The organism is Cohnella laeviribosi DSM 21336 (genome assembly GCF_000378425.1).
Lineage (GTDB): Bacteria > Bacillota > Bacilli > Paenibacillales > Paenibacillaceae > Cohnella > Cohnella laeviribosi.
Genome location: NZ_KB899813.1, coordinates 52,295 through 74,856 on the forward strand (window position 1 = coordinate 52,295; position 22,562 = coordinate 74,856).

The 22,562-nt window shown below is 53.4% G+C and carries 18 protein-coding genes; 16 read left to right on the plus strand and 2 right to left on the minus strand.

All coding sequences use genetic code 11. The features are described from left to right. From F560_RS0105725 to F560_RS0105745, 5 genes are all read left to right on the plus strand, one after another. Positions 1 to 648 carry a response regulator transcription factor gene (locus tag F560_RS0105725; protein ID WP_019004765.1) on the plus strand — a complete coding sequence of 216 codons (648 nt, stop codon included), beginning with the start codon at positions 1 to 3 and terminating at the stop codon, positions 646 to 648. A gap of 193 nt (positions 649 to 841) precedes the next feature. Then, positions 842 to 1,534, plus strand: a complete 693-nt coding sequence (locus F560_RS0105730) for an ABC transporter ATP-binding protein (protein ID WP_019004766.1) — start codon at positions 842 to 844, stop codon at positions 1,532 to 1,534. After that, positions 1,531 to 4,020 (plus strand): FtsX-like permease family protein, encoded by a 2,490-nt coding sequence (locus F560_RS0105735; protein ID WP_019004767.1) that lies wholly within the window; start codon positions 1,531 to 1,533, stop codon positions 4,018 to 4,020. Before F560_RS0105730 ends, F560_RS0105735 begins: the two co-directional genes overlap by 4 nt. Then, complete coding sequence (locus tag F560_RS0105740) at positions 4,013 to 4,819, plus strand: hypothetical protein (protein ID WP_020621270.1); 807 nt, start codon at positions 4,013 to 4,015, stop codon at positions 4,817 to 4,819. Before F560_RS0105735 ends, F560_RS0105740 begins: the two co-directional genes overlap by 8 nt. Before the next feature lie 106 nt (positions 4,820 to 4,925). Further along, on the plus strand, positions 4,926 to 6,692 hold the full coding sequence (locus F560_RS0105745) for an ABC transporter ATP-binding protein (RefSeq protein ID WP_019004769.1): 1,767 nt from the start codon (positions 4,926 to 4,928) through the stop codon (positions 6,690 to 6,692). A gap of 429 nt (positions 6,693 to 7,121) precedes the next feature. On the opposite strand, the gene F560_RS0105755 is transcribed toward F560_RS0105745, so the two are convergent. Continuing rightward, positions 7,122 to 8,045 (minus strand): tyrosine-type recombinase/integrase, encoded by a 924-nt coding sequence (locus F560_RS0105755; RefSeq protein ID WP_019004771.1) that lies wholly within the window; start codon positions 8,043 to 8,045, stop codon positions 7,122 to 7,124. Between the two features lie 165 nt (positions 8,046 to 8,210). On the opposite strand from F560_RS0105755, the gene F560_RS0105760 reads away from it, so the two are divergent. The 10 genes from F560_RS0105760 to F560_RS0105805 all read left to right on the plus strand — a co-directional run bounded on the left by F560_RS0105760 (position 8,211) and on the right by F560_RS0105805 (position 18,881). Further along, a complete protein-coding gene (locus F560_RS0105760; RefSeq protein WP_019004772.1) occupies positions 8,211 to 8,636 on the plus strand; it encodes a chemotaxis protein CheW in 426 nt (141 codons plus the stop codon). A 13-nt stretch (positions 8,637 to 8,649) separates the two neighbouring features. Next, positions 8,650 to 10,659: a chemotaxis protein CheA gene (locus tag F560_RS0105765; RefSeq protein ID WP_019004773.1), complete on the plus strand. Its 2,010-nt coding sequence runs from the start codon at positions 8,650 to 8,652 to the stop codon at positions 10,657 to 10,659. Between the two features lie 38 nt (positions 10,660 to 10,697). Further along, on the plus strand, positions 10,698 to 11,183 hold the full coding sequence (locus F560_RS22625; protein ID WP_019004774.1) for a chemotaxis protein CheW: 486 nt from the start codon (positions 10,698 to 10,700) through the stop codon (positions 11,181 to 11,183). Further along, complete coding sequence (locus tag F560_RS24150) at positions 11,180 to 13,258, plus strand: methyl-accepting chemotaxis protein (protein ID WP_019004775.1); 2,079 nt, start codon at positions 11,180 to 11,182, stop codon at positions 13,256 to 13,258. The genes F560_RS22625 and F560_RS24150 overlap by 4 nt, the downstream gene beginning before the upstream one ends. A gap of 55 nt (positions 13,259 to 13,313) precedes the next feature. After that, a complete protein-coding gene (locus F560_RS0105780; RefSeq protein WP_019004776.1) occupies positions 13,314 to 14,081 on the plus strand; it encodes a CheR family methyltransferase in 768 nt (255 codons plus the stop codon). 58 nt (positions 14,082 to 14,139) lie between these two features. Further along, positions 14,140 to 15,177: a protein-glutamate methylesterase/protein-glutamine glutaminase gene (locus F560_RS0105785; protein ID WP_019004777.1), complete on the plus strand. Its 1,038-nt coding sequence runs from the start codon at positions 14,140 to 14,142 to the stop codon at positions 15,175 to 15,177. A 145-nt stretch (positions 15,178 to 15,322) separates the two neighbouring features. After that, positions 15,323 to 16,273 carry an ABC transporter ATP-binding protein gene (locus tag F560_RS0105790; protein ID WP_019004778.1) on the plus strand — a complete coding sequence of 317 codons (951 nt, stop codon included), beginning with the start codon at positions 15,323 to 15,325 and terminating at the stop codon, positions 16,271 to 16,273. Then, on the plus strand, positions 16,270 to 17,064 hold the full coding sequence (locus tag F560_RS0105795) for an ABC transporter permease (protein WP_019004779.1): 795 nt from the start codon (positions 16,270 to 16,272) through the stop codon (positions 17,062 to 17,064). Before F560_RS0105790 ends, F560_RS0105795 begins: the two co-directional genes overlap by 4 nt. A gap of 15 nt (positions 17,065 to 17,079) precedes the next feature. After that, complete coding sequence (locus tag F560_RS0105800; RefSeq protein WP_019004780.1) at positions 17,080 to 17,754, plus strand: response regulator transcription factor; 675 nt, start codon at positions 17,080 to 17,082, stop codon at positions 17,752 to 17,754. Next, positions 17,751 to 18,881, plus strand: a complete 1,131-nt coding sequence (locus F560_RS0105805; RefSeq protein ID WP_019004781.1) for a sensor histidine kinase — start codon at positions 17,751 to 17,753, stop codon at positions 18,879 to 18,881. Before F560_RS0105800 ends, F560_RS0105805 begins: the two co-directional genes overlap by 4 nt. A 122-nt stretch (positions 18,882 to 19,003) precedes the next feature. Here the strand turns inward: F560_RS0105805 and F560_RS24925 are convergent, their stop codons facing one another. After that, on the minus strand, positions 19,004 to 20,572 hold the full coding sequence (locus F560_RS24925) for an ATP-binding protein (RefSeq protein WP_019004782.1): 1,569 nt from the start codon (positions 20,570 to 20,572) through the stop codon (positions 19,004 to 19,006). Positions 20,573 to 20,917: 345 nt separating this feature from the next. Here F560_RS24925 and F560_RS0105815 point away from each other — a divergent pair, with 345 nt between their 5' ends. Then, positions 20,918 to 22,492, plus strand: a complete 1,575-nt coding sequence (locus F560_RS0105815) for an extracellular solute-binding protein (RefSeq protein ID WP_019004783.1) — start codon at positions 20,918 to 20,920, stop codon at positions 22,490 to 22,492. Positions 22,493 to 22,562: the final 70 nt, after the last annotated feature.

The following is a 22,562-nucleotide window of genomic DNA, read 5'->3' on the forward strand; positions in this document are numbered from 1 at the left end:
ATGGAAATACTGCTGGTTGACGATCATCGATCGGTCGTAGAAGGAACCAAAATGCTGATTGAATCCGAGCCGGACATGAACGTAACGATTGAGACGGATGTCTTTCTCGTGCCCGACTTGGTGCGTCTGAAGCATTTTGACGTCATGCTTTTTGATTTGTACATGCCGCATATCAACGGCGCCGATTTGTCGCGCAAGGTGCTCGAATATGTGCCGGACGCCGTCATCCTGATTTACTCCGGGTTTGAAATCGCGCCGCATTTTAATTTGCTGATGGAATCGGGCGTATCGGGCTTTATTGCCAAAACCTCCACCCGTGAGCAACTGATCCAAACCATTCGTTTCGCGGCGAGCAGAGCGGCCGTCATTCCGATGCAGCTGCTCAAACAGCTGCGGCGTCAGGAAATTGTCGTGACAGGGGCGACGGAAAACGAAAAGACGACGATCACGAGCGAAGAAGACAAACTGCTCCGCGAACTGGCGAAAGGCAAAAGCAACAAGGAAATATCCAAAACGCTCATGATCAGCCAGCGGTCCCTGGAATACAGCTTAACGGAGCTGTTCCAGAAGTTCCATGTCAGCTCGCGGGTGGAGGTCATACGAAAAGCGAAAGCGCTCGGAATCCTTCCTTCGGAAGAATTATACTGACCCCGTTTGAAAGATCGGCATAGGCCGGTCTTTTTTGTTTTTGCGCGAGGGCCGCAAATTTTTGCGGGAAATCGTTCATCGTTTGCGCGGAGAGGGCCATCGTTTGCGCGTTCGCGGATCTCCCTCTCCCTTATGATGGATTCATACCGAGCGAGTGTACGGTTAACAAAATCCAATTCGGAGGCTTAAAGACATGATTAAAATGGAACGAGTGTCCAAGGTTTTCTCTCTGGAAGCGGGTCACTTCACCGCCTTGAAAGAGAACGATATTCACATCCGAAAAGGCGAATTCGTCGCCATCATGGGACCCAGCGGTTCGGGCAAAAGCACGCTGCTGCAATTGATGGGGGGACTCGATCTTCCGACCTCGGGCAGCATTGTCGTGGACGGGGTCAAGCTCAACAAGCTCAGCGAGAATGAGAGAACGCTGTTCCGCCGCCGGAAAGTAGGCTTTGTGTTTCAAAACTATCAGTTGCTCCCGATGATGACCGTTGCCGAGAATGTCGGTCTGCCGCTGGCGGCGAACAAAGCTCCCAAAGCGGAGATCAAATCAAGAGTGCAGCGTTTGCTGAAGGAAGTGAATCTGGAGGACAAAGAAACGTACTTCCCTTCCCAGTTAAGCGGCGGGCAGCAACAGCGCGTGGCGATTGCGCGAGCTCTTGCGATGAAGCCGGGCCTGATTTTGGCGGATGAGCCGACGGGCAACCTGGACCGGAAAAACGGAGAGAGCGTCCTTAAGCTTCTGTCCCGATTAAACAAGGAGGAGCAAATCACCGTCGTGATGGTGACGCATGACCGGCAGGCTGCCGAAGCGGCAGACCGGATCATCGTGATCCGGGACGGCGAAGTGGTGCAACAAGGGCCGGAAGGAGAGGAAGGGAAATGAATCTCTGGCAAATCGCTTGGCGCAATTTAATGCGCCGGAAACTTCGCACCTTTCTGACGATCCTGTCGATTGTCATCGGGGTGGCCTCCACGTTTGCGGTCATCGCGTCCGTCGATACCGCCAAAACCGTGTTTCCGCTGTATCTGAAGGCGGCTTTCGGCAAAGCGGATTTTCAGGTTTACGGCACCGAGCCTTATTTCTCGGAAGACGTATATCGGGAAGTCGGAAGCTTGAAGCCGATCGAATCGGTCGCCATACTCAAGGAAAATACGAAGCTGCATCTGGAGAAGGAAGGGATCGCGGCCATCCAGAAGCGGGTCGATCTGATCGGCTACAGCCGGCTGGATTCGGCGCTGACCAACTTCAAGCTGATCAAGGGCAGCCTGACCGCGGACGGAACTGTCATTACGGACCGGACAGCCAAAGTCTGGAAAGCCGATGTGGGCGATACGATTTCCTTTGACACGGACGAAGGCATCCGGCACATTCAAATATCCGCGATCGTCCGTTATACGGTCGAACTGATGGGGCCTTCGAGCTGGATGATGGCCAAGTACCATCCCTGGTCGGTCGCCGTCCCCCTGTCCACCGTTCAGGACTGGTTCGATTTGGCGGATCAAATCGAAACCATTCACATCCGGGCGCTCCCCGGAACGGATCTGGACGCGGCCGGCCGGCAGGTAGACGAGATGGTCCAGCGCTTCGGCAATATTTATATGCAGCCGGTCGTGCTTGATTTCGAAACCCAGTTCAAGGAAGCCAATTCCTTCTTTCTCACGCTCTATATCGCCGGCTTGCTGGGCATTGCGCTTAGCGCGCTCATTATCTTCAATTCCCTGTACGTCAGCGTCAAAGAGCGCAAGAATGAGTTTGCCGCGCTCAAGACGATCGGATATACCCCCGAGCAAATGCGGACTTTCGTCCTGTTCGAAGTGATGCTGCTGTCGATCATCGGAACCGCCGTCGGCCTGCTGTTGGGATACGGGATGGGGATCGGGTTAAAGGCGCTGATCTTTTTGATGTTCAGCGTTTATGACGACAGCGGGATGAAGCTGGTCAACGGACTTGTCGTTTCGATTCTTGCCGGTTTGCTGGTGCCGATCGCGGCGGCGTTGTATCCGATCCGCCAGGCGGGCAAAGTCAGCGTCATCGAGTCGCTCAAGGAAAACCGCGCGAATGAAGCGGGGAAGTTGCGGAAATGGCAGCTCCTTGCCGGCCTCTTGTTGATCGCGTCCGGTTTTTTCATCAAGCATTTGCTGCTCGTATTGCCCATCATGATTGGCATCGTTCTGGTTTTTCCGTTCCTGTTCAACCTGTTCATGCTGCTGCTGAAACCCGTTTATCGGCTGATTTTCGGATTTAGCGGCGAATTGGCCGCGCGCAATCTGAAGCGGAATCTTGGCCGCACGTCGATGACCTCCGTCATTCTCTGCTTGGGCATTGCGATGATCGTGCTGGTCAGTTCCCTCAATTCCGCATTTCTGCAAACGTACGAAAAAGTCATTTTTTCCACCTACGGCGGGAATCTGGACATCCATTTTCATCATGTTGAAAAAACGGATGTGGAACGGTTGAAGCAGATCGAAGGCGTAGCCGATGCGCAAACCTATTCGCTGCAGTCCGTCGTTTGGTCGCTCAACGACCAAAAACGCAAACTTTCCGTTTACGGCGTCGGCGCGGACTGGATCGACCGCTTCCCGTTGTTCGCTTCTACAGGCCAGTCGCCGGGCGAATTGATCCGGTCGCTGAAGGACGACGAAATTGTGCTCGACAACATCGCGTTCGGCGTATGGGGCGGCAACATCGGCGAGAGCGTCTGGCTGTCGACGCTGCAAGGGGTGAAAGCGTTCAAGGTTGTGGCGGTTGTCGATACGATGAAAAACAACGGTTACGGCGCGTTCGTCAAAACCGAGACCTTTAAAGAAAGCTTCGGGCTCAAATACGAGCACAACGCGCTCGTGATTAAAGACGAGAGCGTTTCTGCGCTGCAATTGCGGGAGAGGATCTTCGACGCGTTCGGGGAACGGGCGGAAGAGATGTTCGGGCCCGAAGATTGGGTTACGGTCATTGGCGCGGTCTATACCGGTTCGTTCTCGGTCATCAACGCGCTGTTGATTCTGTCGATCGTGATTTCGGGCATCGGCATTGCGAATACGCTGCTCATGACGATTATGGAGCGGATTCGCGAGCTCGGCATGATGCGGGCCGTCGGCGTTACGCGCCGCCAGGTGCTGCGGATGGTGCTGCTTGAGGGCGCAGGCATCGGACTGGCCGCCGCCGTGGCCGGCTGCGCATTGGGCATATGGCTGATCTATCTCACTTCGACGTTTATGGAAATTCATTCGTTGACCTATGCGTTCGAAGTATCCTGGAAAATCGTGCTGCTGACCGGCGGCTTCGGCGTCGCGGTCAGTCTGGTTTCCAGTTTCGCGCCGGCCTCAAAGGCGGCAAAAACCCGGTTAAGCGAGGCGTTACGATATGAGTAAACGAATCTTGTTCCTTCTGCTCCTGACGATGCTGTTGTCGGCTTGCGGTTCCAATTCTTCATGGGAAGACGAGGCCGTATCGGAAGTGAGCGACCGCATTTTGGCGGACGATGTGGAAGCGGTCTGGACGCTTGAGCGCAATCAAGCGTCCGCAGCCGCAGCGGGAACGATGATCCGGCTGGAGATCAAGAAGAAGGACGGCGGACCGATCGACGCCTTCGACATCAATCACGAGAAGCTGCTGCATCTGATCGTGGTCAGCAAGGATTTGTCCTACTTCAATCACATCCATCCCGAATACAAAGGGAACGGCGTATTCGAAATCGTGAACGATTTCCCTGCGGGGGGCGAGTACCGGATGATTGCCGATTTTACGCCGACCGGCGGCGATCCGATGACGAAGATGGCATGGGTTCGGGTCGAGGGCGAGCAGGCGAAGCCGGTCCCCGTCGTCCCGGACGAAACGCTGGAAAAAACCGCAGACGGCAACCGGGTCAAGCTTGCGATCGATCCCCTCGCTTCGAAAAAAGAGCTGACGCTGAAGTTTACGATTGCCGATGAGAAGACCGGCAAACCGGTTACCGATCTAGAGCCTTATTTGGGCGCCATCGGACATGTGGTGATCTTGACGGAGGACGGCGAGCGATATTTGCACGTGCATGCCGATGAAGGGCAGGGTACGGGACCGGAGGCGGTCTTCGAAACGGCGTTTCCGAAGAGCGGGATTTATAAGATCTGGGGACAGTTCCAAAGAGAGAATAAAGTGTTTACGGCATCCTATGTCGTTCGTGTTCCATAAGGGAGGCGGCGGACCGTGATCATCATACGAATGTTATGAAACAGGCATTTTCGATTGACCGGTTTACGGGGAAGTAGTCAGAAATCGAGACGAGGATGGAGGTCCCATGAGACCGTTCTTGCCCTATGCGAGAAAAGAAATGACGCTCTACATTTGGGGATTCGCAGGAAGCCTGTTTCGTTTCCTGATCCCGCTGACGGTTCCGCTAATCCTGAAATATATTTTCGACGACTTGCTTCAGAACGAGGCTTTATCGAGTGCGGACAAATTGGCGAAGTTGCTCGTCATTGCCCTCATCGTGCTGGTTGTGTTCTTCGCCCTACGCGCGCCCATGGAATACGTCAGGCAATATTGTCTGCACAAAGCCAACAACAATGTGATCAAAGCCCTGCGCAAAGATGCATTTGCCAAAGTCCATTCTTTGGATGCGAAGTATTTTGCGGATCACAAGAGCGGAGAAATCGGAACGCGTTTCTTCGACGATATGGAGAAGGCAAGAGGCTACATGACCGCCGTATTCTCGAACATCTGGATGGAGATGATCGTCCTTATCTTTATCGTAGGCGTTCTGTTCACGATGAACCTGAGACTGACCTTGCTCGCGATGCTGATGGTCGGGTTCCAGTTTGTTCTCGCCCATTTTCTCTCGAAAACGTTTAAGAAATCGACCGCCAGCATGATGAATTATCGCTCGGTACTAAGCGGATTTATCTTCGAAAGCATTCAGGGCGCATTCATTTCCAAGCTGTTTGCTTCCGAGAACCGCGACAAGGAGGAACTGGATCGGCATTTGGACCGGTATGAGGGGTTGACGAACAAGCACGCGAAGCTGAACGCCGTCACGTTGGCTTCCGTGAATGTGCTGAGCGATGTGACGCCTTTTATGGTGGTCTTGGCCGGCAGCCTGTTCGTGATCGACGGCAGCTTGACACTCGGCAGTTTAATCGCGTTCTTCGCTTATGTCGACAAAATGAGAAGCCCGGTCGCCGCGCTCGTTCAAGCATTCCCGGCGATAACGGAAGGCAGCGTGGCGCTTAGGCGGATCTTCGATTTCCTTCGAATTCCTGCCGAAATCACCGAACAAGCGAACCCAAGAGAATTAAAAGCCTTTACGAATTCGATTACGTTCGAAAACGTGTCCTTTGCTTACAACAACCGCGATGCGGTCGTCCGAAATTTATCCTTCACCCTCGAAAAAGGCAAGACCTATGCGTTTGTGGGAGAGAGCGGCGGCGGCAAAAGCACCATTCTCCAGCTTTTGATGCGGATGTATGACGCAACGGAGGGCTCGATCCGGATCGACGGCGTGAATATCAAGGATTATTCCTTGTCCAGTCTGCGTGCGCATATGGGGGTTGTCACGCAAGACAACTTCTTGTACAGTTCGTCGATCAAGGATAACATCAAAATAGCCAAGCATGACGCTGCGGATGAAGAAGTGATCGCCGCCGCCCAAAAAGCGTTTGCGCACGGCTTTATCTCCTTGCTGCCGAACGGCTATGACACGGAAATCGGGGAAAGGGGAATCAAGCTCTCGGGCGGGCAGAAACAGCGGGTTGCGCTTGCGCGCGTATTTTTGAAAGATCCGCCGCTGATCCTTTTGGATGAGGCCACAAGCGCGCTCGATAACGAAAGCGAAAAGCTGGTACAGGAATCCATTCAACAGATCGGCAGGGATAAAACGGTCGTGATGATTGCTCACAGGCTTTCCATGGTGGTGCATGCGGACTTGATTTTTGTAGTCAGGAACGGGGAAATCATCGAAAGCGGAAGCCATCAGGAATTGCTGAAATTAAACGGATATTATCAGGAGCTATTTTCACGGCAGCGTGCAGGGGATCTGTCTTTACGGAAGAGACCTCTCGTATCCTGAGTAATCCAAAAAACCGCCAAATATGGCGGTTTTTATTTTGCCGCGATATGAAGCTGCAGCGGAAAAGAGTTGAATGTCCTTTACATAACTGTTATGATATGTCCTTAAATACAATTGTTACAAGATGATTTCGGCGTATGAGAACGATTGATCGTTGGGATAATGGGTAATAGGATAATGGAGGTCGCACAACTGAACTTGTTCGACAACAGGAGGGACGCAGATGAAACAGAGTATTGTGAAGCCAATCGAGAAAAACACACCTATGAATATAACATGCAAAAGATTGGTTTTCAACGATTTTCAATCATATTTCACCTAGAAGTGCCCCGCATCGCTACAAATTTCGTCGAAAATTCGACGAAATTCTTGTTTTGGCGACAATTTCTCCCTCTTGCCGTGCGCGAGCGCCGATCCCCGAAACGCGTTCTAGAGCACTTCCTTCAGGCAGTCTTCAACGAAATCCGGAGCCGCTTTTTTGATCTGTTCTACCGTGTGAATATACTGTTGGGTCGTATTGATGTGCGAATGTCCCAATGTCTGTTGAACCTGTTGAAGAGACGCTCCGTTTAGCAAAGCCAGAGTCGCATTGGTGTGCCGCAACCAGTGAGGCGTGACTTTCTTGGATAAATTGGCCTTTTTCCGGGCGTTTTCGATGATCCGTTCCACCTGACGGGTGCTCAGCGGAAACACTTTGCCGCTGCTCCCCTGTTCCTTGCGGTATAAAAGGAGCTGGTTCCAGAGCATGTCGGGCACTTTCACTTCCCGCGCTTTCCGGCCTTTTCCGTTCATCACGGTCAACCAAATGGAAGTTCCCATGGGATCGGTATGAAAATCGTCCCATTCCATCGAAACCAATTCGGAAACTCTCAATCCAAGCAAAACCAACGTCAGGCCGATCGTATAATCGCGAAGCGTCGATTGGTTTAATTGGTGCAATATTTTCGCGACTTCGTTCCGGGTTAGAAAATGACGGCTGCTGCTGTTCGACACCCTCGGCTTCTTGATGACCGCCGCCGGATTGTGGGGAAAACATTGAATGTTGGGACTGTTTCCCCACTTATAAAGGGAACGAAGAGGGGCCAGCAATACGGAGACCGTCGCCGCGGAATATTGGCGATTCTGTCGTTCATCCCTCTTGAGCAGACTCAGCTTATAAAGCTCGATATCCCTCCAAGTCACGTCTTTAAGTCTTTTTTCCCCGATAAAGCTTTGAAATCGTTCGATCGCATACTTGTAATTTCGCAAGGTGTAACGGGAATGGTGATGGGTGGCCAAAAACATGCTGACAATTTCTTCGTCCGTCAGTTCCTCCTGCGTTTTCTCGATTGGCTTCACAATACTCTGTTTCATCTGCGTCCCTCCTGTTGTCGAACAAGTTCAGTTGTGCGAAATGGCACGCTATGTAGACACGCTTAGTGCAGTACGTTACAAGGCAACGGGAGTCTTGTCAACCGGATCGCCTATCCGCATCGGCTTTTCTTGGTTGAGCGAATTCCTTGGGGGGGGGGGGAGACAGTGGACGTTTCACAGCAGGACCAGTACATCGTGATCGAGTTGGGCACCGAAAAATACGCCCTAAAGATTTCCGAAGTCTATGAAATTATCAAAATGCAAAAAATAACGGCAGTCCCGAACAGCAAAGCTTTTTTGGAGGGCGTTACGAACATTCGGGGGAAAATCGTGCCGATCGTCAGCCTGCGCAAAAGATTTCGGCTGGGCGAGACGTCCGTCGTTCACAAGACGAGAATCGTCGTGGTGAATCATCACGGGGAAATGATCGGCATCGTAGTAGACGGAGTGAATCGAGTGCTCAAATTTTCCGACATTCAGCCCTCGGCCGAAATCGTGTCCGGAGTGGACAGCAGTTATTTTCAAGGAATCGGCCAGTCGGAAGAAGGACTTATCGGCATCTTGAATCTAGAACACGTTCTTGCAGGGTGAGGGAGAGACCCAAATGAATCGCTCGGAAATGATGGGCGTCTTCCTGTCTGAAGCGGAAGAGCTGCTCCAACTGCTGGAGATCGAAATTCTGCATCTGGAACAGCAGGGCGAGTCTCCGCAGATCATCCAAAACATTTTTCGGATTGCGCATACGTTAAAGGGCTCGTCGGCTGCAATGGGTTTCGAGGACATGAAGCTGCTGACGCACGAAATGGAAAATATTTTTGACAAGATTCGAAATCAGCTTCTGCCGGTGACGCAGCAGGTGGTGGATGTCCTTTTTCAATGTCTGGATCACTTGAACGGGATGAAGAAGGAAATCGAACAGGAAGGCGCCACAAGAACCGATATCGATGCCATCGTTCATCGATTGCGGCAATTGGAAACAAGCGCGCAAGAGCAGCCCGAATGGGCGAACAAGCCGCTTGAAGATCAACAACGATTAAAAAAGTGGATATGCAAAATCCGTTTGTCCGAGCATTGCGAGATGAAGCTTCCGCGGGCCCATATCGTGTTCAACCATCTGAAGAAGTGGGGCGCCGTTCTCGCGACGGAACCGGAGTGGGACCGCGCGACCGAAGAAACGAACCTCCGTGAATTTTCCTATATCGTCGAGACGAACGCGGATTCCGATGCCCTCCGGCAGGCGCTCAGCCAGCTTATGGATATCGAGGAGGCCGAAGTGCTGCCTTTTGCCAATGACCGTTTGGATCATGTCCTCGTGCCCTTGACAGATGCGAATCGGGAAGCGGAGCCGGAGAAGCCGATCCCAAGCCAGGACAGAAAGGAAGAGAAGAAGACCGGACAAACGATTCGCGTCGATGTGGAGCAACTGGAGAGCCTGATGAACTTGGTCGGCGAACTGGTCATCGACCAGACCCGAATCGCCCAAATCGGCAATGTGCTGCGCGACCGGTACGCTTCGGATGAAAGGATCGACGATCTGGAGCGGATTTCCAACCATTTCAGCCGCATCATCGGGGAGCTTCAGGAATCCGTGATGAAGACGCGGATGCTTCCCGTCGAGCGCTTGTTCAACCGGTTTCCAAGAATGGTGCGGGATTTGGCCCGGACGCTGAACAAGGATGTCAACCTGCTGCTGGAAGGGAAAGAAACCGAACTGGACCGGACCGTCATTGAGGAAATTAGCGATCCGCTGATTCACCTGATCCGCAACGCCATAGACCACGGGCTGGAAGAAGCGGAGGTTAGAAGGAAACGGGGAAAACCGCTTAAAGGCACGATAAGGATTCGGGCTTCCCATCAAGAAAATCACGTGGTGATGACGGTAGAGGATGACGGGGCGGGCATTGACGCGGAGAAAGTAAAGGAATCCGCCATCCGCAAACAATTGATCGCGGCGAAAGACGCCGAGATGATGTCGGAGCAGGAATGGATTCAGCTTATTTTCCTTCCCGGTTTTTCAACGGCCCAAACGGTAAGCGACATATCGGGGCGCGGCGTCGGGATGGACATTGTCCGAAACCATATCGAAAAGTTGAACGGATTGATCGATGTCGAAACCCGTCTGGGCGAAGGAACGAAGTTCACGATCAAGTTGCCTTTGACTTTAGCCATTTTGCGGGGACTGCTGATCAAGTTCCAGGAAACCACGTATGCTTTGCCCATGAACAGCGTGATCGAAATCGTCCGGATTTCGAAACAGGACATCCACACCGTGAAGGGACAAGCCGTTGTCAAAATCCGAGAAAAAATGATTCCGCTCATCGGTCTTCACGAATTGTTCCGAATGCCGAGCGTCAGAAGAACAACGCAAAATGTATTTATCGTGGTTCTCGGACTGGCGGAAAAGCGGCTCGGTCTGGTGGTCGATGAATTGATCGGCAGCCAGGAAATTGTCGTCAAATCCATCGGTTCCTATATCGGACAGATCGAAGGCGTCTCGGGGGCCACCATTCTGGGTGACGGGAGCGTAGCGCTGATCTTGGACGTCACCGGAATCTTCAAATTGGCAAACAGCCTGAAATCGTTCGACTCCGAAGTCATGGGCGATGCCGGCTAACCCGATCCATTTTGCACGGCGTAAGGGGGAATGAATCGTTGACATCGGACCAGCCGATCAGGCAGTTGGTTACCTTTCGAATCGAAACGGAAGAGCTCGGACTTCCCATTTCGGATGTTTATGAAATTATTTTTGTTCCTCAAGTCACATCGATTGCGAAAGCGCCCAAATCCATCGTCGGCGTGATCAATCTTCGCGGGGAAATCATACCGGTCGTCGATCTGCGGATTCAATTTTGGAAAGAACCGATCAAGTCCAAAAAACAGCGCATCGTGATCACCCGCTCCCAAGGCCGAGTGATCGGGCTGTTGGTCGACGAAGTGAAAGAAGTGCTGCGAATCGAGGAAAACAGCCTGGAGCCGGTTCCCGACACGATCGCGACGGCGCAAACGGCTTATATGAGAGCCATCTGTAAAATGGACCACCGTCTCATTATCTTGCTTGATCTGGACCGCTTGTTAAGCAAGCTGGAAATGGATTTCATCATCAATGAAGTGCAAACGAGGGAGGCAAACATACGATGAGCGCTTTGAAAAAAAACATGCTTCGAAATGCGATGAAGTTTGCAGGAGTTTCCCAATCCATTGAAGCGGCCATCACCGATTCCAAAAGCATGGAACAAAACTTGAAGGATCTTGCCGTCATTACGGAACAGATTTCTCACGGGACCAGAGAGCAGTCGTCGGCCCTTGAATCCGCATCCGGCATTGTTGTGGAGATATCGAAATCCATTGAAGGGGTAAGCCAAAACTCGGATCGTCTGACGGCTTCCGCAAGTGAGATCGCGGAAGCCGTCCAGGAGATGGCCGCTTCCGTTCAGCAGGTTGCCGGCAACAGCCAAAACACGGCAGGCTCCGTGGAGCAGATTTCCGCTTTCATTGAAGAAATGGGACAATCGATCAAAGGCGTAGCCGACAATGCGGCGAGCATGACCGCCTCGGCGGAAGAAGCGTCGAGCGCCATCCAGGAGATGGTGGTTTCCATTCAGCAGGTTGCCGGCAACAGCGAAAGTACGGCAAGTTCCGTGGAGCAAATTTCCGCTTCCATCGAAGAAATGGGGCATTCGATCAAGGGCGTAGCCGACAATGCGGAGAGTCTGACCGCCTCGGCGGAAGAAGCGTCGAGCGCCATCCAAGAGATGGTGGTTTCCATTCAGCAAGTGGCCGGAAATGCCGAAAGCACGGCCAGTTCCGTCGAACAGATCTCCGTGTCCATCGAGCAGATGGGCAAATCGATTCGCGGCATTGCCGTCAATGCGGACCAATTGCAGCAGATCGCCAGCGATACCTCGGCCTCGATTCAGCAAATCGCGGCTTCGATCGAACAGGTGGCCAAAAATACGCAAAATGTGAACTCGCTTACGGACCAGGTTCTGGCGGACGCCAAGGACGGCCAAAAGGCGGTCGGCCAGTCCCTGGCGGGAATGAAAGAAATTGCGGATGTCGTCAAACAGGCATCCGACGTCATGACCAATCTGGGAAAAAGCTCGGAAGAAATCGGAAGCATTATTGAAGTCATCGACGACATTGCCGAGCAAACCAACCTTTTGGCGCTGAACGCCGCGATTGAAGCCGCAAGGGCGGGCGAACACGGCAAAGGGTTCGCCGTCGTGGCCGACGAAGTGAGAAAGCTCGCCGAAAGAAGCGCCAAAGCGACCAAAGAAATCGCCCAATTAATCAAAGGCATTCAAAGCGAAACCACCGATGCGATCAAAGCGATCGAGACCGGAATGGAAAAAGTCGAGCAAGGAAACAAACTGGCCGATGAAACCGGGGTTGCCATCGAGAAAATCGTCACCGGAGTCGAAAACATTACGAGTGAAATCAGGCAGATCACTTCCGCGACCGTTGAACAGGCGAAGGGAAGCGAACAGATCGTCAAAGCCGTCGGCACCTTGTCCAATCAAGCCGAGATGGTGACGCAGGCGACGAAGGAACAGGCGCTTGCCGTCGAGGAAGTCGTGAGGGGCGTCGTGAATGCCCGCGAACAGGTGCGCCAGATTACCGTTGCAACGGTCGAACAAGCGACACAAGGCGAAAATATCGTAAGAGCGGTCGAGAATGTAACGAAGCAAGCCGCTATGGTGACGCAGGCGACTAAGGAACAGGCGCTTGCCGTCGAGGAAGTCGTAAAGGGCGTCGTAAATGCCCGCGAACAGGTGCTTCAGATTACCCTTGCAACCGGTGAACAAGCGAAGCAAGGCGAAAATATCGTAAGAGCGGTCGAAAATGTAACGAAGCAGACCGCCATGGTGGCCCAGGCGACGAAGGAGCAGGCCGCCGGCGTCGAAGAAGTCGTCAAGGGAGTAGCCAATACCCGCGAGCAGGTGCGTCAGATTTCGGCAGCTACGGAGGAGCAGGCCAAACACGGAAAAAATATTGCCAAAGCCATCGAAAATGTGGCCCAACAAGCAGCCGAAGTCACGGAAGCGGCCAAATGGCAAGTGAATGAAGTGGACAAACTCGAAAAGGCGATATTCGATACGGAACGGGTTGTTCGGCAGAACATGCAAGACGTGGAAAGGATGGTTGTGGTTGCACGAGCGTTGGCAGACCGATCCGCGACAATTCAAAGTTCGATTCGAGTATTGCAAGTCTAACATCCTGCCGCCGGCAAGCGCCGGTTCCGATCCGGGCTTAAAAGAATTGGGCCAAATGATTTACGATTACTGCGGACTCCATTACTTGGACAATCTTTCCTCGCTTGCGTCCAAAGTGCTGAAGCGGCTATCCGTGCTGGATATGACATACCGGGAGTACAACGAATTTTTAAAACGCAATCCGCAGGAATGGGATCATCTTGTCGAACTTGTAACCAACAACGAGACCTATTTTTTTCGGGAAGAGAATCAGCTTAACGAATTATGCCATGCGGTTCTTCCCCAGTTTCGGAACCAGCCGTGCATCCGGATCTGGAGCGCCGCTTGCTCCACGGGCGAAGAACCGTACAGCCTGGCGATGACCATTGCGGAATCAGGGGTTGTGCCGTTGGAATCCGTACATATCCTGGCCACCGACATCAATAAAAAAGTTCTGCAAATCGCAAGCCGCGGGTGGTACCACGAACATTCCTTATGCTTCCGCAGGACGCCGAAGGAGATGCTGGACAAGTACTTTTTCCGGCAAGATGAAGGCTTTCAAATCAAGCGTTTCATCAAAGACAGGATCGAATTCCGGAATTTGAATCTGTTGAATAATGAGGATGTGGCGGAGGTCGGAAAAGTCGATATCATTTTTTGCCGAAATGTGCTGATTTATTTCGACGCCGCTGCAACCCGCCGGGTTATCGCGAAATTTTACAATCGTCTGAACGCCGGCGGATTTTTATTTCTGGGACATGCCGAAACGCTAACGGGAATGAACACGCATTTCGAAACCATAAACGCCCGCACGACATTTTATTACCGCAAAGGAGGACGTTGAGCGTTCGCCATTAGACGAAGACGGCTTTCTGAACGTTGCAAGAAGGAGGCAAAGCCAATTGAGCCGGTACGGTGTACTGATCGTCGATGATTCTGCATTCATGAGAAGGGCTGTCAGCCTCTTGTTTGAGAAGGACCCGGATTTTTTTATCGTGGGGATGGCCCGCACCGGCGCGGAGGCCATTGAAAAGATCAAGCGTTTCAAGCCGGATGTCGTGACGATGGATGTAGAAATGCCGGAGATGGACGGAATTGCCGCCTTGGAACACATCATGAAGGATCATCCGGTACCCGTCGTCATGCTGAGCACGGTAACAAGCGAAGGAGCGGAAGCTACCCTAACGGCCTTGCAATTGGGGGCCGTCGATTTCTTTCCCAAAAGCTCCTTGATCAAGGATCCTGCGGAACCGAAAACCATCGGCGATTTCCTAATGAGGGTGAAGTCCGCCGCCCAAGCAAGATTACCCTTAAGGAACAAGGCTGCGTCTGCGAGCGAAACGGCGGAAGCCAAAACGAAATCAAGCCCGGCTTCCGTCGATCTGCTCATTATCGGATGCTCCACAGGCGGCCCTTCCGCCATACAATCCATTCTTCCCCGATTTACGCCGGACTTTCCGGCCGGCATTGTCGTTGTGCAGCATATGCCGCCCGGCTTTACCAAGCCTTTGGCCGACCGTTTCGATACCCTTTGCCAACTGAAAGTGAAAGAAGCGGAAGAGGGCGATATCGTGATGCCGGGGATCATTTATATTGCGCCGGCGGGGTATCAAACGTTATTCCGGAAAACAAGCGACGGAAAGACCAGACTAAACATCGTGGCGGACGAAAGCAAATGGTACAAGCCATCCGTTGATGTGACGATTCATTCCGCATCTTCGATTTACCGCGACCGATTATTGGCCGTTATTCTGACGGGAATGGGGACGGACGGGGTCTTGGGCTGCCAAGAAGTCAAGCGGCATCGCGGACATGTGATCGTCGAAGCCGAAGAATCGTGCATCGTATACGGCATGCCTAAAGCGGTCTATGAGGCGGGATATGCCGATCGGCAAGTCGCTTTGCCCCATATCTATCGGGAGATCCTATCCTACGTATGAAGATCAGCCGGGAACATCCGGCTGATTTTTTTTGTTTTCGCTGCGTCGGCTTCCAGGATTCCCGTTCAAATTCAGTTCATATTTCCCCGTTATTTTAGGTTCCGTGGCTCGAACATACCAAGATAACGGGACGGAGGGCAAACGTATGGATTCGATCATTCGGGTCAATGATTTGGTCAAACGGTACAAAAAATCGGAACGGCCGGCCGTTGACGGCATCAGCTTCGATGTAAAGGAAGGGGAGTTCTTCGCTTTCCTCGGACCCAACGGAGCGGGGAAAACGACAACGATCTCCATCTTGACGACAACGCTGGCGATGACGGGCGGATCGGTCGAGATCGCCGGTTACGATTTGGAGAAGGAGGCCAAGCAGGTCCGCCGCCAGGTGGGCATCATTTTCCAAAACCCGAGCCTGGACCTGGAACTTACGGCCGAAGAGAATATCCGGCTTCATGTCAGCATTTACGGGCTGTACGGCTATCGCCCGTTCTACCGGATGATGCCGGCGGCTTACAAACGAAGAATCGAAGAACTGGCGGAGATCGTCGGCATTCACGACAATCTGTTCAAGCGGGTCAAGACCTTCTCCGGCGGCATGAAGCGCAAGCTCGAAATTATCCGCAGCCTGATGCACAAGCCCAAGATTCTGTTTCTGGACGAACCGACGCAAGGGCTGGACGCTTCGGCGCGGCGCTCACTGTGGGATTATCTGCAAAAGGTTCGAAAGGAAGAGAACATTACCATTTTCCTTACGACGCACTATCTGGACGAAGCGGAGGGCGCGGATCGGGTATGCATGATTCATCGCGGCAAAGTCGCCCTGCTCGGCACGCCGGAAGAGATTAAAACCCGCCTGCTCGGCGAGAAATTCATGCTGCTCGACGCCGAAGACCGTCAAGGGCTGAAAGCGGAACTTTCCGCGCTTCAGGTCCCGTATACGGAAACCGACGAACATCTGAAAGTCATCTACCGGGAACGGACGCCGCAGAGACTGCTGTCCGGGCTGACGGTTCCGCTGAAGAAGCTGGACGTCCATCAGCCGACGCTGGAAGAAGCGTATTTGAACCTGGTGGAAAAAGGGGAGGACGCAAGATGAATTCGGTTGCGGCAAAAGAAATCAATGCGGTATTGGCCATTACGGCCAGAGAAATTACGAAAGCGGTCAAAAGTCCGGTTCTTCTCATCGTGAGCATTATTTTTCCGGTGATCTTTATCGGGCTCATGGGCGGTAGCCTGTCGCAAAACATGGCGGGCAATCTTGGCTTCAACTATTTGCAGTTCGTCATGATCGGCATGATCGTCAACAACATGTTTACGGGCACGGTTGCGGGAATGAGCGCGTTAATCGAAGAGAGGGACAAAAATCTGACGCAGGAGCTGTACGTGTCCCCGATTTCGCGATATTCGATTATACTGGGCAAAATGATCGGCTCCAGCTTTACCAGCCTCGTCGGTCTTCTGGGCATCTTGCTCGTGTCGCTTGCGATGCGGATTCCGCTCGGAGGCATGCATATCGTCTGGCTGTTTCTGACGACCCCGCTCTACTGTCTGGTTGGCGCCTCGCTCGGCATTTTCTTTATCGGCTTCGTTCAGGACAGCAAAGCGGCGGATGTGGGCTCCATGCTGATCGTCATGCCCCAAATGTTTCTGTCGGGCGCGATCATTCCGATCTTCCACTCGACCGGCATTCTCGGGTTTCTGGCCCATCTCATGCCGATGACCTACGCCATCGATCTGGCCCGGGCGGTTTTCTATAAGGGCACTCCGGTCTACAATCAGGTCGTCTTATACAATCCTTGGCTGGATCTGCTGGTCATGGCGGGATTTTTCCTTGTATTCTCTATTATAGGGACCATCATGTTTACGCGGTCGGAACGGAACAGGTAAAGAGGGTGCGTGGGATTGACGCAAATCTTGATCGTCGACGACGATCCGCATATTCGCGAGCTGATGGAGCATCTGCTGAAGCAGGAAGGCTACCAGGTTTGCGCCGCGGAGAACGGCCTGCAGGCGCTCGAAGCGCTGCGCAGCGTCAAAGCGGATCTTGTGATTCTGGATATTATGATGCCGGGCATGGACGGCTGGGAGCTGTGCAAGGAACTTCGCGAGCAATACGATATCCCGCTGCTCATGCTGACGGCCAAAGGCGAGACTGCCCAGAAGGTCAAGGGATTCGAGCTCGGCACGGACGATTATATGGTCAAGCCGTTCGATCCGCCGGAGCTGCTCGCCCGGGTCAAGGCGCTGCTCAAGCGATACCGGATCGCCGCTTCGCAGCAGGTGCACGTGGGGGAGCTTTTTCTGGACCGCAAAACCTATGAATGCCGGGTTGGCCGGGAATCGCTGACGCTGCCGCTCAAAGAGTTCGAACTGCTGTTCATGCTGGCCAGCTATCCGGGCAGGACGCTTCTGCGCGATCAGATCATCGAACAAATCTGGGGCTACGATTACGAGGGGGACGAGCGGACGGTGGACGTGCATATCAAAAGACTGAGGGAACGGTTCCCGGAAGATCGGCATGCCTTCCGCATCCGCACCATTCGCGGATTGGGCTACCGGCTTGAGGTGACGGAATGAGCGAGGAGAGCAAGCGGTCTTTCGGCCGGAACCGAAAGCCGGGCAATCCCAAGCCTGCCGGCGGCAGGCTCCCGGCGGACAGGTTCGCGGCGCTCAGAGTCGTTCTGTCCATACTGCTGGTCCTCATCGTGCTCTTTCTTTGCTGGTGCGTCGCCTTCTGGGCGGCGGAAGCCGTCTATCGCCGATTCGGCTGGCAGCCCGGCCTGCTGGCCCGGCAGCTCATCGTTTCCGTGGCGGGGTTTCTGCTGTTCGGCACCGGGATGTCCATCGTATCGAGATTGGTGCAAAGAAAGCAGATGGATTATTTTCAAATTCTGATCGACGCCTTCAGGCGCATTTCCAGCGGGGATTTTCACATTCGGCTCAATCCGCCCGGAAGAATCGGGCATCCCTTCAACCAGCTTGTCCGGAGCATCAACGAAATGGCCGAAAATTTGAAGAACATGGAAGAAATGCGCCAGGAGTTCATCTCGAACGTATCCCACGAGATTCAGTCGCCGCTGACTTCGATCGGCGGATTCGCCAAAGTGCTGAAAAATGACGCGATCAGCCGGGAGCAGGCGCTCCATTATCTGGACATTATCGAACGGGAGAGCGAGCGGCTGTCCAAACTGAGCGACAACATGCTGCGGCTGGCTTCGCTCGATTCGGACCGCCACCCTTTCCGCCCCGAAGCCTTCCGCCTCGACAAGCAGATCCGATTGCTCATTCTGGCTTGCGAGCCGCAATGGACGGAGAAGGAGCTCGAGTTGAACGCGGACCTTGAGCCGGTCGTCATCGAAGCCGATCAGGATCTGCTCAGCCAGGTTTGGGTCAACCTGCTCCATAACGCGATCAAGTTTACGCCGGCCGGAGGATCGATCGATGTCGGCATTCGCAGGGAGGGCGACGCCGTCGAGGTCACTGTGTCCGATACCGGCATCGGGATTACGGAGGAAGACAAGCTTCATATGTTCGAACGCTTCTACAAAGCGGACAAATCGCGGACGGCGGCCGCCGGCGGCAGCGGGCTGGGGCTTACGATCGCCAGCAAAATCGTCGGCATGCACCGGGGAAGCATCGAGGCGTCGGGCAAGCCGGGAGAAGGCACGGTCATGCGCGTGAAATTGCCGCTTAAGCAAGCGTAGAAGCGGGAACGCGCCGCTTGACGCCGTCACCGCTTTTGGCGAAGGCGCCCGGTTCGGCCCTATGGGAATCAGCCTGTCAGAAGGCTGTCCCATAGGCATTGCGGTCGCAACGGACGGCCGGTTCAGAGAACGGCGGGACGCTGCAATTGCAGGTGATCCGCCAGCGCCTGCTGGAGCGTTCTTTTCGTGATGGCCTTGTTTTCGAAGGACAGGCCCGACCGGATCATCCATTTGACGATCTCCGGCCTCAGCCCCGTAATCACGGTTTGGCATCCCATCATTTTGATCCCGTCGATAATGTTGAACAGCTGGACGATGACCTCGGATTCCATCTCCACCACGCCGGAAAGGTCGATGATCAGCATTTCGATGCGGTTGTTGCCGATTTGCGAGACGACTTTGTCTACGATGGTGTTCGAGCGAAACAGATCGACGTTGCCGATCAAGGGCAGGATGGACGCTGTCGCCGTTAGCGGAATGATCGGGACGGAGAGATTTTCCACCATCTCCCGCTGCGCGCGGATCAGATCGTCCTTGAACTGGGAGTAGCTCGTAAAGAGATGGCTGATAAACAGGTCCATCAGTTCGTTAATGCGTTTTTCCAGGATGTAAAATTGCTCCTTGCTGGTGAGATAGTCGTTCATCTGGTCGTAGTTGTACAGAAAATCCCACAGCACGCGCCGAACGGCCTGAACCCATTCCAGCTTGACGGCCAAAGTCAGGGAGTGCCTTGCCCAGTTGACCCCTTCCGTCCTGGCGAAGGAAATGACTTCATGCTCCCGGCCTTCGACGACATAAAGCACCAGCCTGTGAGCGTTTTCCAACAAATTGATATTGCAAACCTCCAAAATCTCGTCGATCTTCTCCTGCACGTTCACCGCTTCCGTCAGCAGACGTTCTTCGAACGCATTCCGGTTGTGGAGAAAGAAATCGATCAGGTTGTCCGTTGCGGACTTTTCGAGATTCAACCGGTTCACCTCTGTTCTCTTGCTGTTGCTTAAATCTTTCGGAAACGTGATCGTGAAGGTCGTTCCAACCCGTTCTTCGCTCTCCACCTTGATGACCCCGTTGTGCTGGTAAATGACCGAAAAGACGAAGGCCAGTCCCATGCCGGTTCCGTTTTCTTTGGTCGTGAAAAAAGGAGTGCCCAGCATATTCAGCTTCTCCTTCGGAATGCCGCAACCGCTGTCCTGTATGTATATGGTCACTTCGTTCTCCGTAGCCGATTGCCCGATGATAATCGTGCCTTCTTCCGGAATGGCTTCGAAGGCGTTTTTGAGCAGGTTGAACAGCGCTTTCTTTAACTGGTTTCGTTTGCCGACGATGAAGCTGCCCGGGTCCCGGTAGTTTTTGATGACCGCCACCCGGTAGAACTGATCCTGAAACAACTGCATCAGCGATTCCAATTCCACCGTCAGATCGATGGACACAAGCGGCTCGTTTTCCAGATCCGGCTTGGACATCTGAAGCAGATTTTGCAAAACGGCGATCGCATTTTCCAATTCCGACTGGGCGATTTCGATATATTTTTTTTCGTTTCGTTCCTTCAACAATTGCAAAAAGCCTTTGACGGCCGTCAGCGGATTTTTGACCTCATGGGCAATTCCCGCCGCGATCTGGCCGACCGAAGCCAACTGGCTCAGGTGGACATCGCTTTTGATTTCTTGTTGCGCAATTTCGCTTTTGACCATCATACGCTCCTCCGATCCGTTCCGAATTTCCAATCAAACGGCGTAATGACAACGAAACAGCTTGTTTAAAAAATTCAAAACAATTCTAATTATACATGAACTCAAAAAGAAATTTGTGCCAATTATTGTCTATAATATGGATATTTTACCGCTCTAACGGACCTGATTTCCGCCCCGCTATTCGGTTTTGTCGGGAACGCCTTGCGCCAAAATTGTCTTATGTTTAAATAGCGATCCCGATGGAGGCCGACTATAATGGAAACTGCAAATGAAAGAATCTCCGGCCGGAATCCTTCTTTCATTTTTACAAGCGTTTTCATCGATTGCCGAAGAGGGGGATCTGGAGTGAAAAGGAAGTTTTCGCCGTTATCGGCCGTATCGATCGTCATGGTCTGCGTCATGCTCGCGCTCAGCGCTTGCTCCTCGTCTTCGAATTCGCCGGGTCAAGCTTCAGCGCCGTCTGCAAGCGCTGCCACGACACCCGCGGGCGGAACCGCCTCGGGGGCGACGTCCGAAGCGCCGTTCGAAGGATGGGTCGAAGGGCTGCCGAAGATCGAAGCGCCCGCAGGATTTAACTGGCGGCAGTTCGAAGGAACGAAGCTGAACTTCATCTCCGAGAATACGCCGCCATCCTCCGCCCTTGCCGCCAACATTCGTATTTTTGAAGACGCGACGGGCATCGAGGTGAACATCGAGCAGAGCAACCTCGATCTGGTAGCCGAGAAGGTCGGGCTCGACTTCAATGCGAAAAACGCCAACTATCAGATCATCTACGCCGACCCGTACCAGATTTTGACCAAGCATTCCCGCAACCTGGTGGACCTGAACACGTTCAACAACGATCCGTCGCTGCCCCATATTCCCGGCGGAACGGAGGACTTCATCGAAAGCCAGCTTCAGGCCGACGGCTACATGGGCGACACCGAGCATCTCTATACGCTGCCCTACGACAGCCCGACGATGGTTCTGGCCTACCGCAAGGACGTATTCGACAAGTACAAAGATCAATTCATGAAGGAAAAAGGCTACGACTGGACGCCTTCCGCCAACCTGACCTGGGAGCAGTATTATGAAATCGCTTCGTGGATCAACGAAAAAGTCAAAGCCGGCGTCATCACCGAAGTGAAGTACGGTTCCGGCCACGAAGCGAAGCAGCACGACGCGCTGCAATGCGATTTCAGCAACGTGCTGGGGGCATACGGCGCCGATTATTTCGAAGGGGAGAATCTCGGCAGCGTAGGCGCGGCCAAACCGGGCAAATCGCTGCTCACGTCCCCCGAAGCGATCGAAGCGGCCAAAATGTATAAGAAACTGCTGGAAGTCGCGGCTCCGGGCAGCACGACGTGGGACTGGACGGGCGTCGCGGAAGCGTTCGCGGCGGGCGAGCTGGCGATGGCGCCGATCTTCCACGAGAACAACGCCATGTTCGAAGACGAGACGAAATCGAAAGTCGCGGGCAAGGTGGCATGGTCCGTTTTGCCGAAGGGACCGAAGCGCAGCGCCAACCTGTTCGGCGGAACGGGAATCGGCATCAGCAAATACGCGAGCGAAAAGGAACAAAAAGCGGCTTGGCTGTTCCTCGTCTGGGCGACTTCTCCGCAAGCGCAATATATGATTTTGAAATCGAAAGAAGCCGGTTCGACGCCGACCCGCCATTCGGTCTACAACCTGCCCGACGTGCAAAAAGGGATGGAGCCGGGAACGGAAGAGTCGAAAGCGATGCCGAACCTGCTGCCGATGAAGGCGGTTCTGGAAGCGTGGAAGCTGGAGAACGTGTACATGCGTCCGAAAGTTCCGCAATGGCCGCAAGTGGACACGATCATCTACACCGAGCTGTCCAAGATGCTGTTTAACAAGCAATCGCCGGAAGACACGATGAAGACGATCGCCAAGAAGAGCGACGAAATTACGGGAGCTTAAACCGAGAGGTTGACAGGCTTCGGGCACAGGGCTTGCTGCAACAGGATGAAGAAACGGGGAGCGCTGTGCC